Source organism: Streptomyces sp. NBC_00057 (assembly GCF_045041165.1).
Classification (GTDB): domain Bacteria; phylum Actinomycetota; class Actinomycetes; order Streptomycetales; family Streptomycetaceae; genus Streptomyces.
Genome location: NZ_CP108256.1, coordinates 4771532 through 4790038, shown reverse-complemented (window position 1 = coordinate 4790038; position 18507 = coordinate 4771532). Strand labels below are relative to the sequence as shown.

At 70.8% G+C, this 18507-nt stretch carries 15 protein-coding genes; 9 read left to right on the top strand and 6 right to left on the bottom strand.

Annotation, left to right across the window (positions count from 1 at the left end):
- Positions 1–89: 89 nt before the first annotated feature.
- Positions 90–479 carry an SAV_915 family protein gene (locus OG953_RS22510; RefSeq protein ID WP_405686447.1) on the top strand — a complete coding sequence of 130 codons (390 nt, stop codon included), beginning with the start codon at positions 90–92 and terminating at the stop codon, positions 477–479.
- Between the two features lie 75 nt (positions 480–554).
- On the opposite strand, the gene OG953_RS22505 is transcribed toward OG953_RS22510, so the two are convergent.
- On the bottom strand, positions 555–1625 hold the full coding sequence (locus tag OG953_RS22505) for a PucR family transcriptional regulator (protein ID WP_405686445.1): 1071 nt from the start codon (positions 1623–1625) through the stop codon (positions 555–557).
- A 260-nt stretch (positions 1626–1885) separates the two neighbouring features.
- Here OG953_RS22505 and OG953_RS22500 point away from each other — a divergent pair, with 260 nt between their 5' ends.
- From OG953_RS22500 to OG953_RS22480, 5 genes are all read left to right on the top strand, one after another.
- On the top strand, positions 1886–2569 hold the full coding sequence (locus OG953_RS22500; RefSeq protein ID WP_405686443.1) for a hypothetical protein: 684 nt from the start codon (positions 1886–1888) through the stop codon (positions 2567–2569).
- Positions 2570–2667: 98 nt separating this feature from the next.
- On the top strand, positions 2668–4824 hold the full coding sequence (locus OG953_RS22495; RefSeq protein WP_405686441.1) for a flotillin family protein: 2157 nt from the start codon (positions 2668–2670) through the stop codon (positions 4822–4824).
- Positions 4825–4991: 167 nt separating this feature from the next.
- The gene (locus OG953_RS22490; RefSeq protein ID WP_405686440.1) at positions 4992–9965 is read left to right on the top strand and encodes a DNA repair ATPase; all 4974 of its coding nucleotides are present in this window, start codon (positions 4992–4994) and stop codon (positions 9963–9965) included.
- A gap of 30 nt (positions 9966–9995) precedes the next feature.
- Positions 9996–11996 carry an NAD-binding protein gene (locus tag OG953_RS22485; RefSeq protein WP_405686438.1) on the top strand — a complete coding sequence of 667 codons (2001 nt, stop codon included), beginning with the start codon at positions 9996–9998 and terminating at the stop codon, positions 11994–11996.
- A gap of 110 nt (positions 11997–12106) precedes the next feature.
- The gene (locus tag OG953_RS22480; protein WP_405686437.1) at positions 12107–12715 is read left to right on the top strand and encodes an exonuclease domain-containing protein; all 609 of its coding nucleotides are present in this window, start codon (positions 12107–12109) and stop codon (positions 12713–12715) included.
- A gap of 10 nt (positions 12716–12725) precedes the next feature.
- On the opposite strand, the gene trpS is transcribed toward OG953_RS22480, so the two are convergent.
- Positions 12726–13784 carry a tryptophan--tRNA ligase gene (trpS, locus tag OG953_RS22475; RefSeq protein ID WP_405686436.1) on the bottom strand — a complete coding sequence of 353 codons (1059 nt, stop codon included), beginning with the start codon at positions 13782–13784 and terminating at the stop codon, positions 12726–12728.
- A gap of 189 nt (positions 13785–13973) precedes the next feature.
- Entirely contained in the window at positions 13974–14402 is a 429-nt protein-coding gene (locus OG953_RS22470) for an ATP-binding protein (RefSeq protein WP_405686434.1), read from the bottom strand.
- Between OG953_RS22470 and OG953_RS22465 the strand changes: the two genes are divergently transcribed.
- The gene (locus OG953_RS22465) at positions 14385–15248 is read left to right on the top strand and encodes a helix-turn-helix domain-containing protein (RefSeq protein ID WP_405686433.1); all 864 of its coding nucleotides are present in this window, start codon (positions 14385–14387) and stop codon (positions 15246–15248) included. The two genes, OG953_RS22470 and OG953_RS22465, sit on opposite strands and share 18 nt — an antisense overlap.
- Positions 15249–15254: 6 nt before the next feature.
- Positions 15255–15473, top strand: coding sequence for a DUF397 domain-containing protein (locus OG953_RS22460; RefSeq protein ID WP_405686431.1), 219 nt, complete (start codon positions 15255–15257; stop codon positions 15471–15473).
- A 51-nt stretch (positions 15474–15524) separates the two neighbouring features.
- On the opposite strand, the gene OG953_RS22455 is transcribed toward OG953_RS22460, so the two are convergent.
- The 3 genes from OG953_RS22455 to OG953_RS22445 form a co-directional block, all read right to left on the bottom strand.
- Positions 15525–15935, bottom strand: coding sequence for a VOC family protein (locus OG953_RS22455; protein WP_405686429.1), 411 nt, complete (start codon positions 15933–15935; stop codon positions 15525–15527).
- A 126-nt stretch (positions 15936–16061) separates the two neighbouring features.
- Positions 16062–16580, bottom strand: a complete 519-nt coding sequence (locus OG953_RS22450) for a DUF6461 domain-containing protein (RefSeq protein ID WP_405686427.1) — start codon at positions 16578–16580, stop codon at positions 16062–16064.
- Positions 16581–16652: 72 nt separating this feature from the next.
- Complete coding sequence (locus OG953_RS22445) at positions 16653–16838, bottom strand: hypothetical protein (RefSeq protein WP_405686425.1); 186 nt, start codon at positions 16836–16838, stop codon at positions 16653–16655.
- A 205-nt stretch (positions 16839–17043) separates the two neighbouring features.
- Between OG953_RS22445 and OG953_RS22440 the strand changes: the two genes are divergently transcribed.
- On the top strand, positions 17044–18465 hold the full coding sequence (locus OG953_RS22440; protein ID WP_405686423.1) for an FtsW/RodA/SpoVE family cell cycle protein: 1422 nt from the start codon (positions 17044–17046) through the stop codon (positions 18463–18465).
- Positions 18466–18507 lie beyond the last annotated feature (42 nt).

The window sequence follows — 18507 nt, the reverse complement described above, 5'->3', positions numbered from 1 at the left end:
CGCGTCAGTGCCGTACCGGCTCCCCTCACGTACGGGCATAACGTGAGGGGTGCAGCAGACATGCACCCGGGCCGTCGAGGAGGCACACCATGTCCGACCGCAGCGGAACGGACGACCCCGAACCTCTTGAACCCGGCCCGGCCGGACCGCTCTTCGTCCCCGTCCGGCCGGGACCGGCCGGTTGCCCCACCGGATGGACGGCACGGTTCTTCTGTACGCCGCTGGGCGAGCGCACAGCCGTCGGTTTCACCTCCGTGCACCGGCTCGCCGCCACCCTGGGCGACGGTCAGCCCTGGATCAGGCTCTCCGAACCGGCCCTGCGCGCGCTCGGCATCCCGCTCGGTGTCACCGCACTCACCGTCGATCCCCAACTGACCGCGCAGGCCCCCGGACGGGCCGACACCCCTGCGGCCGGGGCCCGTCGGCGCGGCCCGTATCCGAGGTCCGGGCCCACCGTCGCCACCCGGTGCGGGCGTTGACGACGAGGCGGGAAGGCCACGGACCCCGCGGACGAGGCCACGGACCCCGCAGGTGGGGCATCGGTGCGGGCCGGGTCACACCTCCTTGGCCGGCCAGTCCAGCAGCCGGGCGCCGATCACCGCCGTCTGCAGGGTGTAGCGGTGCACCGGGTCGGACGGATCGGAACCGGTCAGCTGATGGATCCGCTCCAGCCGGTATGTGAGCGCCCGCACGCTCAGCGACAGCCGACGGGCCGTCTCGGCGGACACACAGCCCGCGTCGAAGTAGACGGTGAGCGTCTTCAGGAGGGGTTCGGCGCCGCCGCGCGCCTGCTGAAGGGGGCCCAGCTGACTGCGCACCAGATCGGCCATCGCCTGCCGGTCCCGGGTCAGCACCGGATAGACCAGCAGGTCGGCGGCGTACAGCACCGGATCGTCCAGATCCATCCGTTCCGCGAGATCGAGTGCGTCGAGCGCCTCGTCGTACGACTGGACGACGCCTCCGGGGCCCGGGTGCGGGCGGCCGACGGCGACCCGGCCGCCGCCCGTCGCCGCGTGTGACTGCTTGGCGAAATAACGCAGGACATCGGGCTGGCTACCGGGGGCGATACAGACCAGCCGCCCGTCCTTCGTCGTGATCAGGATCTTCCGGCCGCTGAAACGCGTGAGCAGCGCCGCCTCGACCGTGCGCGGCACGGAGTCGGTCTCCGTGTACGCCTCCGGGCCCGTCGCCACCGCGACCGCGTGGGCGCGCGAGAGGCGCAGCCCGAACCGGGTGGCCCGCTCGGCGAGCCGGCCCAGATCGCTGCGCCCGTACAGCAGATCGTCGATGAACTCGCGGCGCGCCGCCTCCTCGCGCCGAACGGTGAGCCGCTGGGCCCGCTCGAAGCCCGCGGCGAAGGCGTCGACGGCCTGCTCGACCGCGGCCAGCACGGAGTCGGTGGACGCGGCATCGGCCCAGGCGGCCTGCGGCCAGACGGTGCGGGTCGCCGCGAGATGGAGGCCGACCAGGGCGCGGAGCTGGAATCCGGCCTCGGCTGCCTCCCGGCCCAGGAGCCGGCGGGTGTCCAGCTCGTCCCGGGTCATCCGGCGGCCGGTGGCGGCGACATCGGCCAGAATGCGGGCATAGTCCCCCAGATACTCGTCGGGAATCTCCGGCTCCGGCACGCGCACTCCTCAAGTCCTGACGCGATGTTGACACTCACCCAACGCATACCGGCTGGTGCCGGTGCCCGGCATCAAGGACGTACAAAGATTGCCGGACTCCGGCAGTGCGTTGCACGGCCCCCGGTGACACGATCGATCAGCACCAACCGGGGGAACACGGGGGATACGGGGGAAGGCCCGGCTGCTGCGGCACCGCTCTGTGCGGTACCGCAGCACCGGGGTCACCACCGGACCGCCCGCAAGGAACAGGGGGCGGACCGATGCAGGAATTCCTGAGTGCGGCAACCGCCTTTCCCGCCGTGCTGTTCGGCGCCGCGCTGGGCGTCGTCGTCTTCTTCTGGCTCCTCGCGCTGGCCGGTGCGGCCGACCACCATTCCTTCGACGGGGACCTCGACACCGGCATGGCCGGGATCGGCGGGGTGCCGGTCACCGTCTCGGTGTCCGTGATGGTCGTCGTCGGCTGGTTCACGAGCCTGGCCGGTACGGTCCTGCTGCACCGCAGCGGTGTCACCGGCATCACCCGCGCGTGGCTCGCCTGTGCGGTGTTCGCCGGGGCGCTGCTGACCGCCTGGGCCGTGATGCGGGTGCTGGCGCGTCTGGTGCGTCGGCGTTTCCCGGACGAGCCTCCTCCGTCGCTGCAGGACTTCCTCGGCCGGGTCTGCACGATCCGTACCGGTTCCGTCAGCTCCGACTTCGGCCAGGCCGAGGTCGCGGCGGCCGACGGTTCCACCGCGATCGTCCAGGTCAGGCTGCTCGGCCCGGCGGATGACGCGGTTCTCACCTCGGGCAGTGCGGGGCTTCTGTACGCGTACGACGACGAGGGCGAGTTCTTCTGGGTCTCGCCGTACGACAAGGCGCTGGACCCGGGACCACCGAAGCCGCGCACGAACCCGCGCCCGGGTACTCGCCCGGGTGCGCGCCGGACTCCGCGTCGCTCCGGCTGACCGTCCCGCCCGTCGCAGCCGCATCGCCGAGTCCGCCCTGCCGCCCGGGCGGAAACCTCTGACCTCTCCACCTTCCTCACCAGCCGCCAAGGACTGTCATGGATGCCATCACCCTGGGCTTCGGTGTGCTCGTAGCCGTTGTCCTGCTCATCGCCGTCGCCCTGCTTCTCGTCATCAGCCGGCTCTTCCGCAAGGTGGAACAGGGCAAGGCGCTGATCATCTCCAAGACCAAGAAGGTCGATGTCACCTTCACCGGGGCCGTCGTCCTGCCGGTGCTGCACAAGGCCGAGTACATGGACATCTCGGTGAAGACCATCGAGATCCGGCGCACCGGACGCGAGGGCCTGATCTGCCAGGACAACATCCGCGCCGACATCCACATCAACTTCTTCGTACGTGTCAACAAGACCGTCGAGGACGTCATCAAGGTCGCCCAGTCCATCGGTACGGAGCGGGCCAGCGACAAGGTCGCGATCCAGGACTTCTTCGCCGCGAAGTTCGCCGAGGCGCTCAAGACCGTGGGCAAGCAGCTGGACTTCGTCGATCTGTACACCAAGCGCGAGGAGTTCCGGGACCGGATCATCCGGGTCATCGGTACGGACCTGAACGGCTACCACCTCGACGACGCTGCGATCGACTTCCTCGAGCAGACGCCCATGACGCAGCTCGACGGCGCCAACATCCTCGACGCACAGGGCATCAGGAAGATCACCGAGCTGACGGCGATCGAGCACGTACGTACCAACGAGTACCAGCGCACCGAGCAGAAGGAGATCACCCGGCAGAACGTCGACGCCCGCGAGACCATTCTGGAGCTGGAGCGCCGGCAGGCCGAGGCCGAGATCAAGCAGCGCCGCGAGGTCGAGACGCTGCGGGCCCGTGAGGAGGCCGCGACGGCCCGGGTCCAGGAGGAGGAACGGCTCGGCGCCCAGACCGCGTTCATCCGTACCGAGGAGCAGCTCGGCATCCAGCGCGAGAACCAGGCCCGGGAGATCGCCGTCGCGCAGAAGAACCGTGAGCGTGTCATCGCCGTGGAGAACGAGCGCATCGAGAAGGACCGGCTGATCGAGGTCATCGGGCGCGAGCGGCAGACCGAACTCAACCGGATCGCCGCGACGAAGGAGGTGGAGGCCGAGCGCCGCGAGGTAGCCGATGTGATCCGGGAGCGGATCGCGGTGGACCGTACGGTCGCCGAGCAGGAGGAGTCCATCAAGACGCTGCGGGCGGTCGAGGAGTCGGAGCGCACCCGCAGGTCGGTCATCATCGCCGCCGAGGCGGAGGCCCAGGAGAAGCTGGTCAAGGACATCAAGGCCGCGGAGGCCGCGGAAGCGGCGGCCACCCACCTGGCCGCCGAGCAGCTGACGCTCGCCGAGGCCCGGCTGAAGACCGCGGACCTGGACGCCCAGGCGAAGCTGCGGCTGGCCGAGGGCATCCAGGCGGAGTCCGCGGCGCCCGGACTCGCCGAGGTTCAGGTACGTGACGCGGAGGCCGACGTCATCGAGAAGACCGGTCTCGCCGAGGCCGAGGCCGCGTCCGCCCGTCTCAAGGCCGAGGCGGAGGGGTCCAGGCTCAAGGCGCTCGCGGCAGCGGAGGGTACGCAGGCCCAGGCGACAGCCGACGCGGCGATGATCGGCGAGAAGCTGAAGGCGGAGGCGGCGGGGCTCACCGAGAAGGCGGCCGCGATGGCGGCGCTGGACGACGCGTCGCGCGGGCACGAGGAGTACCGGCTGCGGCTCGCCGCGGAGAAGGAGATCCGGCTGGCCGGGCTCGATGTGCAGCGGCAGGTCGCCGAGGCGCAGGCGACGGTACTGGCGACGGGTCTGGAGAACGCCGACATCGACATCGTCGGCGGGGAGTCGGTCTTCTTCGACCGGCTCGTCTCGTCCATCTCGATGGGCAAGAGCTTCGACGGGTTCGTCGAGAACTCGGACACGGCGAAGGCGCTTGCGGGGCCGTGGCTGAACGGCACGTCGTCGTTCACGGACGATCTGACGCGGGTGCTGGGGTCGGTGTCGACGGGGGACGTGCAGAACCTGACGGTGTCGGCGCTCCTGATGCGGATGATGCGGGCGCCGGGGGCGGGGGTTGCGCCGGGGCAGATGCAGAAACTGCTGACCACGGTCCAGGAACTGGGCCTGGCGGACGTACCGGTCTCCGCGGTCACCAGCGCAATCGGGGCGAGGGGGGCCGACGCCGTCACCTCGGCGGGCGCCGCCGACGTACCCGCCTCCCAAAACGGGACACCGGTCGCGTAGAGCGAACCTCGATCGCCGGACGGGCCGGGCACATCAAGCCCGTCGAGGGGGTCCCCCATGCCCTTGAGGCTAGGGGGGAGATCGAGGACACAGCGCGGCCTGGCGGCACGAGCAACCCGCCACCCGGACGCACACCCGCACCACACACCCCGTAGGGAGCCGTACGTATGGACACCGACACCACGACCGCACCGCCCACCGGCGGCCCCGTGGACGCGGGGACGTACGACGTGCTGCGCCGCAGGCTGACCGCCCGGGCCGCCGATCTCGCGAGCCGCGCCGAGGCGCTCAACACGCGGCGCACAGAGGAGTTCGGGTCGACCGAGCTCCGGCTCACCGGCACCGAGCAGATCCGTACCCGTCAGCCATCCGTACCCCGCGACCTGGTCGCCGTGGGCGGCAGGCTGCTGTTCGGGTTCGAACGGGGCCCAGGGGCGGCGGAACAAGCCGAGGTCGGCGACGTACTCGCGCTGTACGGACCCGAGTTGGCGCAGGCACCACACGGCGAAGGCGGTCTGCTGGAAGACGAAGCCTTCGTACGCGAATTCACCGCCCTGCACCGTTACTACCGCGACGCCCGCCTCCTGCGGCTGCGCCGCGTGGACGGCAGGCTGCTCGCCGTCTTCCGTACCGGCGAGAGTGCCGACGGCATCCGCGTGCTGCGCTGGGCGCTCGCCCCGGACGGTTCGCCCGGCGCGTTCCTCGACGCGCGCGGCGACCGCGATCACGTCTTCCCGCCGTCGCACGACTTCACCTGGACCGTCGCGGGCCGCGAGGCCCACGTCCTCGGCCGGCACCCGCACATCGCCGTGGGCAAGGCCGGCGACGGCGACGGCACGGACGCCGTCCTCTTCGTCGACACACTCGGCGGCACCCTCACCGTCAAGACGGTCAACGACACCGACACCCCCGACGGGATCTACGAGGAGCCGGTCACCGAACCCCTCCAGTCACTCGCCGACGCGGATGTCGAGCATGCCGTGATCGGCCCGCTGGTCCTGCTCCGCGTCCGCCCCTACAACGAGGAGTCCTGGCGGTATCTGGTCTTCAACACACTCCTCGGCACGGTCCTGCGTCTGGACCTCATCGGGCCCGCCTGCCACCGGCTCCCGGAGGACCAGGGGATCATCTTCCCCGGCGGCTACTACCTCACCACCGGCACCGCCAAGACCTTCGACATCGCCGAGCCGCTCACCGACCCGGTCTTCGAGGGCGCGGTCCGCTCGCCGAACGGCGAGGACGTCCTGTACGTCTTCCGCTCCCCCGACGACGGCCGCAGCCTGCTCCTGCCCTACAACCTGATCCGGCAGGAGGTCGCCACTCCCCTCCAGGGCCGCGGCCACGCCCTGCTCGACGACGGCACGCTCGTCCTCCTGCGAGGTACCGCCACGGGCGACGAACCGGCCCGGGTCCACCCGTTGCAGCGCTGGCAGACCCCGTACGTCTCCGACACCTACGCCGCCTCCCGGCCCGCCGGGACCGGTCCGCTCGCCCGGATCGGCAACGCCGATCTGGTGCGTGGCATCTCCGACTGCCTCGCGCTCGCGCACAGCGCCGCCGAGACGACACCGACCGCCGCCGTGTACGCGCAGCTGGTCGCGGACTGCACCCGCGCCACCGACCGCTACCACTGGCTGCCCGACTCCGAACTCGGCGCACTGGCGGCCCCGTTGGCGGAGCTGCGGGCCACCGCCCAGCAGGTCCTCACCGAGTTCGACACGGTGCAGGAGCTGACCCGGCAGGCCGCCGAGGCGCTCACCGAGACGGCCGACCGGCTCACCGCACTCGTCCGCCGCATCCGTGGCGAGGCCCCGCGCTCGGCCGCCGCCTGGGTCACCCAGCTCACCGAACTCCGCCGTGCCCAGGGCCATGTGGCGACGCTCGCCGAGATGCGGTACGCGGACACCGAGCGGATCGCCGCGCTGAGTGCCGACACGGCCGCCGACATCGAATCGGCCGACCGGCGCGCCGTCGCGTTCCTCGGCCGGGACGACGCGTTCGCCGGCTACCACGAGGACATCGCGCGCCTGACCGCCGAGGCGTCCGCGCTCACCACCGTCGTGGACGCCTCGGCGCTCGGCGACCGGCTGACGGAGATGACGGACGGCCTGAGCACCGTCACGGATGTCGTCGCCGGGCTCGACATCGGTGACGCGACGGTCCGTACGTCGATCCTGGAGCGGATCGCGGAGGTCCTCGGCGGGGTGAACCGGGCCCGTGCCACCCTCGACGCGCGCCGCCGCGAGCTCCTGGACCACGAGGGCCGCGCCGAGTTCGCCGCCGAGTTCGCACTGCTCGGGCAGGCCGTCACGGGGGCGCTGGCCGCCGCGGACACCCCGGACGCCTGTGACGAGCAACTGGCCAGGCTGCTGCTCCAGCTGGAGAACCTGGAGTCGCGGTTCGCGGAGTTCGACGACTTCCTCACCGAGCTGGCCGGGCGACGGACGGAAGTGTACGAGGCGTTCTCGGCCCGTAAGCAGACGTTGCAGGACGCCCGCGCCCGGCGGGCGGAGCGGCTGGCGGGTTCGGCGGCCCGGGTCCTCGACACGGTGTCACGGCGGCTGGCCGCCCTGCCCGACCTGGACGCCGTCCACACCTACTTCGCCTCCGACCCGATGGTCGCCAAGGTCCGCCGCACCGCGGACGAGCTGCGGGAACTCGGCGACCCGGTGCGCGCCGAGGAGCTGGACGGGCAGCTGCTGGCCGCCCGCCAGGAGGCCGGGCGGGCCCTGCGCGACCGCAGTGAGCTGTACGCGGACGGCGGCGCGACGATCCGTCTCGGCCGGCACCGGTTCGCCGTGAACACCCAGCCCTTCGACCTGACGCTCGTCCCGCACGGGGACCGGCTCGCGTTCGCCCTCACCGGCACGGACTACCGGGCGCCGGTCACCGACCCGGCCTTCGAGGCGACCCGCCCGTACTGGGACCAGACGCTTCCCTCGGAGTCCCCGCACGTCTACCGCGCCGAGCATCTGGCCGCCCGGCTCCTGGACGAGCAGGGCGCCGACACCCTCGCCGCCCTGAACACGGCCGAACTGACGTCGCTCGTAAGGGAGTCGGCGGCGTCCTCGTACGACGAGGGCTACCAGCGCGGTGTCCACGACGAGGACGCCACCGCCATCCTCACCACCCTGCTGAGGCTGCACGCCGGGGCCGGACTGCTGCGCTGCCCGCCCGCCGTTCGAGCGGCGGCGCAGCTGTTCTGGGCGTACGGGACGGACGAGGCCCGGCGCACCTCCTGGACCCGGCGGGCCCTCTCGCTGGCCCGCGCCCGTGAGACGTTCGGCCTCGCCCCGGCCATCACCGGCCTTCAGGAGGAGTGGGCGGACGTCATCCGGGGCGACGATCCCCTGGCCGTCGCCGCGTACCTCTTCGAGGAGCTGACGAGCGGCCCGGGCGGATTCGTCACGAGCGCCACCGCCCGCACGTTCCTGGACAAGTTCCGTCGTACGACGGGATCTTCGGCGTACGACGAGGACCTCGCCGCACTCCACGACGACTTCTCCGCCCGGCGCCAGCTGGTCGAGGGCTGGCTCGCCTCGTACGCCGCCGCGAGCGGTACGGAGATCGACGCGGGCGATCTGGCGGAGGCCGTCGCCGTGGAACTCTGCCCGGAGCCGGTGCTCGCCCGGTACGAGTGCGAGGCTCCGCTCACCGCGACCGTGGACGGCCTGCTCGGCACCCACCCGCGCATCGACCGCGGCCGGCTGACCGTCCGCCTCGATGAACTCCTCGCCCGCACCGACGGGTTCCGCACCACCACCGTCCCCGGGTTCCGCGCCTACCAGCGCCTGCGCACCGAACTCGTGGCCGCCGAGCGTGCCCGGCTGCGGCTGGACGACCACCGGCCGCGCGTCATGTCGGCGTTCGTCCGCAACCGGCTCCTGGACGAGGTGTATCTGCCGTTGATCGGCGACAGCCTCGCCAAGCAGCTCGGCACCGCCGACGCCGACCGGCGCACCGACTCGCAGGGCCTGCTGCTGCTCGTGTCACCGCCCGGCTACGGCAAGACGACGCTCATGGAGTACGTCGCCGACCGGCTCGGCCTGGTCCTCGTCAGGATCAGCGGGCCGAACCTCGGCCACGACGTGACCTCCCTCGACCCGGCGCAGGCGCGCACCGCGACCGCCCGCCAGGAGATCGAGAAGATCAACTTCGCTCTGGAGACGGGCAACAACACGCTCCTCTACCTCGACGACATTCAGCACACCTCGCCCGAACTGCTTCAGAAGTTCATTCCGCTCTGCGACGCCACCCGCCGTATCGAGGGCGTACGGGACGGCGAGCCGCGCAGCTACGACCTGCGGGGCAAGCGGTTCGCGGTGTGCATGGCGGGCAATCCGTACACCGAGTCGGGGGCGCGGTTCCGTATCCCCGACATGCTCGCCAACCGGGCCGACGTGTGGAATCTCGGCGAGGTGCTGAGCGGCCGCGAGGACGTCTTCGCGCTGAGCTTCGTCGAGAACGCGCTGACCGCCAACCCGGTGCTGGCCCCGCTCGCCGGGCGTTCTGGCGAAGATCTCGCCCTGTTCGTGCGGCTCGCCTCCGGCACGGACCGGGCAGTCCGTACGGACCGGCTCGACCACCCGTACACGCCTGCCGAGGTGGACCGGATCGTCTCGGTCCTGCGCCATCTGCTGACCGCCCGGGAAACGGTCCTGGCCGTGAACGCCGCGTACATCGCCTCGGCCGCGCAGACGGACTCGACGCGCACCGAGCCGCCGTTCCGGCTGCAGGGCTCGTACCGCAACATGAACAAGATCGCCGAGCGGATCGTGCCGGTGATGAACGACGCGGAACTCTTCGCCGTCATCGACGACCACTACACGGGCGAGGCCCAGACGCTGACCACGGGCGCGGAGTCCAACCTGCTGAAACTCGCCGCGCTGCGCGGCCGCCTCACCGCCGAGCAGTCCGCGCGCTGGTCCGCGATCACCGCCTCCTACGTCCGTACCCAGGCGCTCGGCGCCCCGGACGGCGACCCCGCCGCCAGAGCGGTCGCCGCACTGGGGCTGCTCGCGGACCGGATCGCGGCGGTCGAGTCGGCGATCGTCCGGGTCGCGGACCCGCGCCATCTGCTCGCAGGCCCGCAGGCCCGGCACGCGGCGCCGCCATCGGCCGTTCCGCAGGAAGATCACTGACCGGGCGGGTAGGACGGAGAGGAGCAAGGCATGCTGGGTCCCGTGTCCACACTTCCTCAGCAGCCCCAACGCTCCCCGCTCGGAGGGCACATGGTCGTCTGCGGTGACGACGCACTGGCCCAGCGGCTCGCCGTGGAGCTGCGCTATGTATACGGGGAGCGGGTCACCCTCGTTCTGCCGCCGGGGCGCGACGCACGCCGGCCGGAGCTGCCGCTGACCGGGCGGGGCCGGGCGGCGGCGCTGTTCGGCCGGATGTCGCAGGCGATGAACCGCAACGGCGGGCACACCGGCAACGGGTCCGCAGGTGCTCCCGGGAACGGCGACACCAACGCCGGGGTCGAGGCGGTACGCATCCTGGAGGCGCCGGAACCGTCCGACGAGGCCTTCGAGGAGGCGGGCGTCGAATCGGCCGCCGCACTGGCCCTGGTCTATGACGACGACGAGCGCAATATCCGCGCCGCGCTGACCGCCCGCCGTCTCAACCCCCGTGTCCGGCTGGTCATCCGGCTCTACAACCGCAAGCTGGGCCAGTACCTGGAGACCCTGCTCGACCAGGCCGCCGCCGTTACCGCCCCCGGCCTGGACCCGAGGGCGCTCGACGCATCGACCACCGTCCTCTCCGACGCCGACACCGCCGCGCCCGCCCTCGCGGCGACCGCCCTCACCGGCTCCAGCAAGGTCATCGAGGCGGAGGGCCTGCTGCTGCGCGCCGCCGAACGCACCCCGCCCGAGGACGGCCGGATCGCCGACCCCGGCCTGTGCACCCTTGCACTGCTCTCCTCCACCACCCATGACCCGGCGGGCGCCGAGGGCTCCGACAGCAGCGGCGAGGAGGGGCCCCAACTCCTGCCCGACGAACGGCAGGTGGCCGCCGCCGCGGGGCGCGGAACGGTCGTCCTGGAGGCGGTCAGCCAGGCGGGACCGGCCGGTCCGCCGCCCCGGATGGGCGGCAGGGGCGCACCGCTCAGCCAGTTCTTCTCCCGGCGGCTGCGCTGGTCGGCACTGGGTGTCGGCCTGGCCGCGCTGGGCCTCGCCGTCGCCTCCACGCTCGCCACCGGCGACGATCCCGTGCACGCCGCGTATCTGACGCTGCTGGACCTGTTCGCGATGGGTGACCCGGCGATCGGTGACTCCATGGCCCGTCAGGTGATCCAACTCCTTTCGGGTATGGCCGGGTTGATGCTGCTGCCGCTGCTCGTGGCGGGTGTACTGGAGGCCTTCGGGTCGCTCCGTACGGCCTCGTCCCTGCGCCGGCCGCCACGGGGCCTGTCCGGCCATGTGGTGCTGCTCGGCCTCGGCAAGATCGGTACGCGGGTCCTCGTCCGGCTGCGTGAGCTCGGCATTCCCGTGGTGTGCGTGGAGGACGACCCGGACGCGCGCGGAATCGCCGTGGCCCGGCGGCTGCACGTACCGGTGGTGCTCGGTGACGTCACGCAGGAGGGGGTGCTGGAGGCGGCGAAGATCCAGCGCTCCCGCGCACTTCTCGCCCTGACCAGCGCAGACACCACCAACCTGGAGGCCGCGCTGTACGCCCGCTCGGTCAAGCCGGACCTGCGTGTCGCCCTGCGCCTGTTCGACGACGAGTTCGCCACCGCCGTCTATCGCACCCTGCGCACCGCCCACCCGCAGGCCCTGACCCGCTCCCGGTCCGTCTCCCACCTGGCCGCTCCGTCCTTCGCGGTCGCCATGATGGGTCGGCAGATTCTGGGCGCCATCCCGGTCGAGCGGAAGGTGATGCTGTTCGCGGCGGTCGAGGTGGCGGGGCACCGGCAGTTGGAGGGCCGCACGGTGGAGCAGGCGTTCCGGGCGGGCGCCTGGCGGGTCCTCGCCCTGGACGCCACCCCGCCGGAGCACCGCCGCCCGAACCTGGCCACACCCGCCCCCGCCTCCCCGGACCGCCCGTCGGGCCTGGTCTGGGACCTGCACCCCGGGTACGTACTGCGCCCCGAGGACCGCGTGGTGATCGCGGCGACGCGGCGGGGCCTGGCCGACCTGCTGGGCAGGCGGCGGAGCGTGGCACCGAGGTCGTAGCGGGGCGGTGGGGCGATGGGCAGTCAGCAATGGGCGGCGGGCCGCACACATGGCCGGTGGAGATCGAAATCCGGATGCCCGGCGCGCCCCTGGCTCCTTACCCTGCCCCCATGGACACCGTCTCCGAACTCCTGAACGTGATCGACATCGAGGCGACGTGCTGGGACGGGCAGCCGCCGCCCGGTGCGGTCAGCGAGATCATCGAGATCGGGCTGACTGTCGTCGACCTGCACGCGGCCAATGGGGTCTCCCCTGCTCGAACGGAGTTGAGAGCTCGGGGAAGGGTCTCCCGGCACCGGATCCTGGTCCGCCCGGCCCGTTCCACCGTCAGCGCGTTCTGCACCGAGCTGACCGGCCTGGCCCAGGCCGAGGTGGACACGGGCGTGTCCTTCGCCGACGCCTGCCGTCTGCTGGCTTCCGAACATCGGGCGGGGATACGTCCCTGGGCAAGCTGGGGCGACTACGACCGCGACCAGTTCACCCGCCAGTGCCGGGCCACCGGAACCCGTTACCCGTTCGGCCGCAGCCACACCAACGCCAAACTTCCCTTCACCGCAAGCTACGGCCTGCGCAAGCGTCCCGGCATGGCCCAGGCCCTGAAGGTGGCGGGCCTCCCCCTGGAAGGCCGCCACCACAGCGGCGCGGACGACGCCTGGAACATCGCGGCACTGATCCTGGAGGTGGCGGCACGGGGCGCCTGGCCGGAAACCACCACCTGACCGCTCGCCGCTACAGCACGCCCCCCATCACCCCCCGTACCTCGTCCAGCGTCGCCTCGGCGATCTCGTTGGCTCGCTCGTTCCCGGCCCGGAGCACCGACCGCACGTACGCCATGTCCTGCGCGTACTCGGCGCGCCGGGCCCGGATCGGCGCCATCCGGCCGTTGACGGCATCGGTCACCGTCCGTTTGAGGGCGGCCGCACCCCCGCCGCCGATCTCCTCGGCCACGGCGTGCGGATCGCGGTCCAGACAGAGCGCCGCCAGCAACACGAGCGAGGACACCCCGGGCCGCGCTTCCGGTTCGTACGTGATGTGCCGCTCGGCATCCGTCTTCGCCCCGCGGATCAGGCGCGCCGTCTCGTCGGCGGTGGCGCCGAGCGCGATGGAATTGCCCCGGCTCTTGCTCATCTTGGTGCCGTCGGTACCGAGCAGGAGCGGCGCGGCGGAGAGCAGCGCGTCCGGCTCCGGGAAGACCACCCCGTACCGCTCGTTGAAGCGGCGGGCGACGGTCCGCGTCACTTCGAGGTGCGGCAGCTGGTCCTGCCCGACCGGCACCAGGTTCCCTTTGCAGAACAGGATGTCGGCGGCCTGGTGCACGGGGTACGTGAACATCAGCCCGCTGACGGCCGACTGCCGGGAGTGCGCGATCTCGTCCTTGACGGTGGGGTTACGGTTCAGCTCGGCGACGGAGACCAGGCTCAGGAACGGCAGCATCAGCTGATTGAGCGCGGGCACGGCGCTGTGGTTGAAGACCGTCGCGCGTGCCGGGTCGATCCCGACGGCCAGATAGTCCAGCAGCATCCCCTCCATGTACTCACCGAGCCGGTCGGCGAGATCCCGGTCGGTGAGCACCTGGTAGTCCGCGATGATCACGAAGACGTCCACACCGAGGTCCTGGAGCCGGACGCGGTTGTGGAGGGTGCCGAAGTAGTGCCCGAGGTGGAGCGGCCCGGTGGGCCGGTCCCCGGTCATCACCCGGAACCGGTCCGGAGCCTGCCGGATCCGCGCCTCCAGCTCGGCGGCGCGCTGCTCGGGCGGTGTGGTGACGGTGACGGTGACGGTGCTCATGGGGTTTCTCTCCTCGCGATGCTGGTTGCGTGGAGGACGGCCCGCCGTGATCACCGGCATCCGTACCCGTACGAGGGCAGAGAAAAGGGCCGTCCGTTTCGAACGGCCCTGATTCCGTGCAGATGGAGGTGGCCGCCCCTAGGAGGAGCGCCACCAGTTCCGGCACGGTACGGAGGTCATGGGCCGAGGTTAACAGAGCCGAACTCCGCCCACACGACCTTTCCGGGTCCGCGCCGCGCCCCGTACCCCCACCGGTCCGCCCACACCCACCAGCACCAGCCCCCGCCCGCCACACGCACCGGGCTCCGGCTCGCGCACCTGCGGTGGTACGTCCGAGGCATCGTGCACCTCGATCCGCACCCCGTCGCCCAGCGACCGGAACCGGGTCTCGCTCTCCCGCCCCGGCGAGACCCGGGCGTGCTGCCCGGCGTTGGTCAGCAACTCGGACAGCACGAGCACCGCGGGCTCCTCCCACTCCGAGAGCCCCCAGCCCGCAAGCGCGGTACGCAGTTCTGCCCTGGCCAGCGAAACACAACGCGGAGCGTCACGCAGTGACCATCCACACTCGCGGGTACCACCCAGGCAGCGAAGGGACGCAGCGTGCCGGAGAAGCGACAACGACCGCCCACCGTGAGGCTCCGCCGTCTGGCCGCCGAACTACGCCGGCTCCGAGCCGCAGCAGACCTGACACGCGAAGACGTGGCCAAGGCGACGGGCATCAACGAGGCGACCCTCTACCGCGTCGAGAAGGCACGCGCCCGGCCGCAGAAGCGGACTCTGATCGCTCTTCTGGATCTCTACGCGGCGAACGAGGCGCAGCGTGCCGATCTCCTGGCGGTCCAGAACGGTTCCAACGACCAGGGCTGGCTACGTCCGTACCACTCGGAGTTGCCCGAGGAGTACACCGCCTACATCGGCTTCGAGAGCGAAGCCCGCACCATCCGCAACTACGAGTCCCTCTTCATCCCAGGACTTGCCCAGACGGAGTCCTACGCCCGTGCGGTGGTCAGAGGCGTGTTGCCGACCGCCAGCAGGAAGGAGGTGGAACAGCGCGTCCAAGCTCGCGTGGAGCGGCAGGCATTGCTCACCAAGAAAGACCCGCTTCAGCTCTGGGCCATCGTGGACGAAGCCGCGGTGCGACGCCTCGTGGGCGGACGCGAAGTGATGCGGACACAGGCCAGGCACCTGCTCCAGCTGACGGAAGAGCCCAACGTCACCATCCAGGTGATCCCGTTCGAAAAAGGCGCTCACGCGGGCATGACGGGCAACTTCGTCCACATGGATTTCCCTGATCCCGCAGACCCGGAACTGGTCTACGTGGACACACCCGCCGGAGATCTATTTCTGGAGTCCGAAGCGGAAATGCGACGCTACAAGTCGATGTTCGAACACCTTCAGGCGGTGGCCCTCGGGCCGAACGACAGTGCCGGTCTGCTGGCTAGAGTGGCAGAAGCGAGTGACTGAGAGCAGGTGTTGAGAGTGCAGCACAAACGCACGCAGCTCACGTGGCGGAAGAGCAGCCACAGCAGCGGCAACGGACAGTGTCTTGAGGTGGGCGATGGCGTGCCGGACGTCATGCCTGTACGAGACAGCAAGAACGCTCAGGGACCCCTGCTCGTCTTCGGTAACCGCGCCTGGTCGGCGTTCCTGGCCGAAGTGAAGGCGGGCACCCTCGCCACCGACGCCTGACGCTCAACGCATAGGCAGAACACGTGCGTACGTGAAGGCAGGGTGTGACGGTCAGGAGTTGGACCAGTCGCGCGTGCAGAGGACGAGCCGGTAGCCGTCCGGGTCCTCGACGGTGACGCCCCATTCGTTCCAGTACGGGTTCGGCGACCGCACACGCCTGCCTCCGTGGTCCCGCAGCCGGTCCACCAGTTCTTGTGGCACGGACTCGTCGAGATAGAGGACGAGCAGGTCCTCGTCGGTGGGACGGGGTTCGACGGGGTGGCCACCGCCGTGGACGAGTTCGAGGTGCCAGGACGCGTCCGGATGCCCCACCATGAGCAGATCGTGCGTCCCGGGTTCCCGGCCCGCCTCGGCGCGGAACAGGACCGTCAGCCCGAGTCCCCCCACCCAGAACCGCTCGGCCGCGGCAAGGTCCCGGGACGGCCGGGCAAGACGGACATGACTGCGGCCGGTGAACGGCACGGGGCTCTCCTCTCCGACCACGGCACGCCCGTCTGCGCACCGGGTCCGCAGCGTAGGCCGCCGGCCCCCTCTCCCACATCGGCACAGCTTCCTGGTTCCTGCGGCCGTTCTCCTGCGGCCGAAGACCTACGCCCCCTCCGGGGCACCGTGGCGGCCGCTTCCGAACAGGCCAGGAGCACGAGCCTCGCGGGTACGCCGCCGCGTGGGCGGCGCCCCCGTGGTGGCCGCCCAGGGCCTCGGCGGCCCGGAAGCGCTCGTGAAGCCGGGCTCGAACCGCTCGGTGCACTGTCCGTCACGCCAGTGAGCGAAGCCGTTCATGCCGTCCCCGCCCAGCAGGACACTGAAGGTCTCCGTGCCGTAGGACAGCGCGGACAGGGGGCCTGGCATCATGCCCATGACCCCGCAGTCCTCAAAGCAGAACGACCAGTCGCCCAGCGCCCCGGCACGCAGAACTGATCCCTCCGGCAGGCTGCTGTCGTACAGATGGGCGGCTTGCTGTCGGGTGAGGAACTGGGCGGTTCGTGCGTCAGCCCCGTACCGGGCGAGTACGTCTTCCGGTGTGATGCCGCGGGCGAAGGTCACGCACCACATCACGGCGTGCGGATCTCTGGCCCATGCCCACGGCCTGGTCGTGGAGTCTTGCACGGGTATCTCCTCCGGCTGCTACGGGTTGGGGCCCGAGGACCCTCCTGGGCCGTGGTGGTGCTGCGATGTGCGTCAGGCGACGATGTCGACGCTGTACTTCTCGGTGTCGAGGACGCGCTCGTTCGTCACGAACGCACCGTACTTGCCGCCGGCGGCCTCGTTGGCGTCCAGGCCCGGTGGCCCACCGGCCGAGCGGTACATCGACGGGCGTGGCCGACCTGTCCCGGAGCTGCTGGCCACCAGCGGTACAACGGCCACAGGAACCACACATGCTTTCTTCACGTCTAGAACGGCATCCAAGGCCACAGCAGTGCCGACTCCGCCGGCTTCGATGTCGCCGTCCGCGTCCAGGACCGCTACCGCACCCACTCCCAACCCCGGTCTCTCGAAGGAAGAGCAGAAGGTCGTCTCGCTGTGCGGTCAGCAGTCAACAGTAGGCAAGCCGTGAGAGGCCCTTCACACGATGAGCAGTCCTACGAGATCGTCGACGCACCGCACGTCGACGATCGGCGCGCCCAACCGGCGCAACACCGAGCTCGCGCTGCTGGTGTTCGCCGTCGCCGTCCCGGTGTTCGCCTACGCCAACGTGGGCCTGGCCATCAACAACCAAGTGCCGTCCGGCCTGTTGAGCCACGGCCTGGGCCTGGGCCTGCTGGCCGGTGTCGCCCATCTCGTCGTACGGAAGTCCGCGCCGTACGCGGACCCGCTGCTGCTGCCGCTGGCCACGCTGCTGAATGGGCTCGGCCTGGTCGTCATCTGGCGGCTGGACCAGTCCGAACTGCTGCAGTCGATCAAGCAGGCGGGAACGGCCACGCCACGGCAGCTGATGTACACGGCGATGGGCATCGCGCTCTTCATCGTGGTGCTGATGTTCCTCAAGGACCACCGCATCCTGCAGCGCTACACCTACATATCCATGGTGGGCGCGCTGTTCCTGCTGCTGCTTCCGCTGGTCCCGGGTTTGGGCGCCGACATATACGGCGCCAAGATCTGGATCCGCGTCGGCAGCTTCAGCATTCAGCCCGGTGAGTTCGCGAAGATCGTGCTCGCGGTCTTCTTCTCCGGCTTTCTGATGGTCAAGCGCGACGCTCTGGCCCTGGCCAGCCGTCGCTTCATGGGCCTGTACCTGCCGCGCGGCCGCGACCTCGGCCCGATCCTGGTCGTCTGGTTCCTCTCGATCCTGATCCTGGTCTTCGAGACGGACCTCGGCACGTCGCTACTGTTCTTCGGAATGTTCGTCATCGTGCTGTACGCCGCCACCGAGCGGACCAGCTGGATCGTCTTCGGTCTGCTGATGTCCGCGGCCGGCGCCGTCGGCGTCGCCTCCTTCGAGCCGCACGTCCAGCAACGTGTCCAGGCCTGGCTCGACCCCATGCGCGAGTACATGCTCAGCCGCCAGGACGTGGCCGGTCACTCCGAGCAGTCGATGCAGGCTCTGTGGGCGTTCGGCTCCGGCGGCACCCTCGGCACCGGCCTCGGCCAGGGCCGCTCCGACCTCATCCGGTTCGCCTCCAACTCCGACTTCATCCTCGCCACCTTCGGCGAGGAACTGGGCCTGACGGGCATCATGGCGATCCTGCTGATCTACGGCCTGCTCGTGGAGCGCGGCGTACGCACCGCCCTCGCGGCCCGCGACCCGTTCGGCAAGCTGCTCGCCATCGGCCTGTCGGGCGCGTTCGCGCTGCAGGTCTTCGTCGTCGCCGGCGGTGTGATGGGCCTGATCCCGCTGACCGGTATGACGATGCCGTTCCTGGCGTACGGCGGTTCCTCCGTCATCGCCAACTGGGCCCTCGTCGGCATCCTGATCCGCATCAGCGACACCGCACGCCGCCCCGCGCCCGCCCCCGACCCCGACCTCGAGATGACGCAGGTGGTGCGCCCGTGAACAAGCCCCTGCGCCGGATCGCGGTGGCTGCGCCGTGACGCC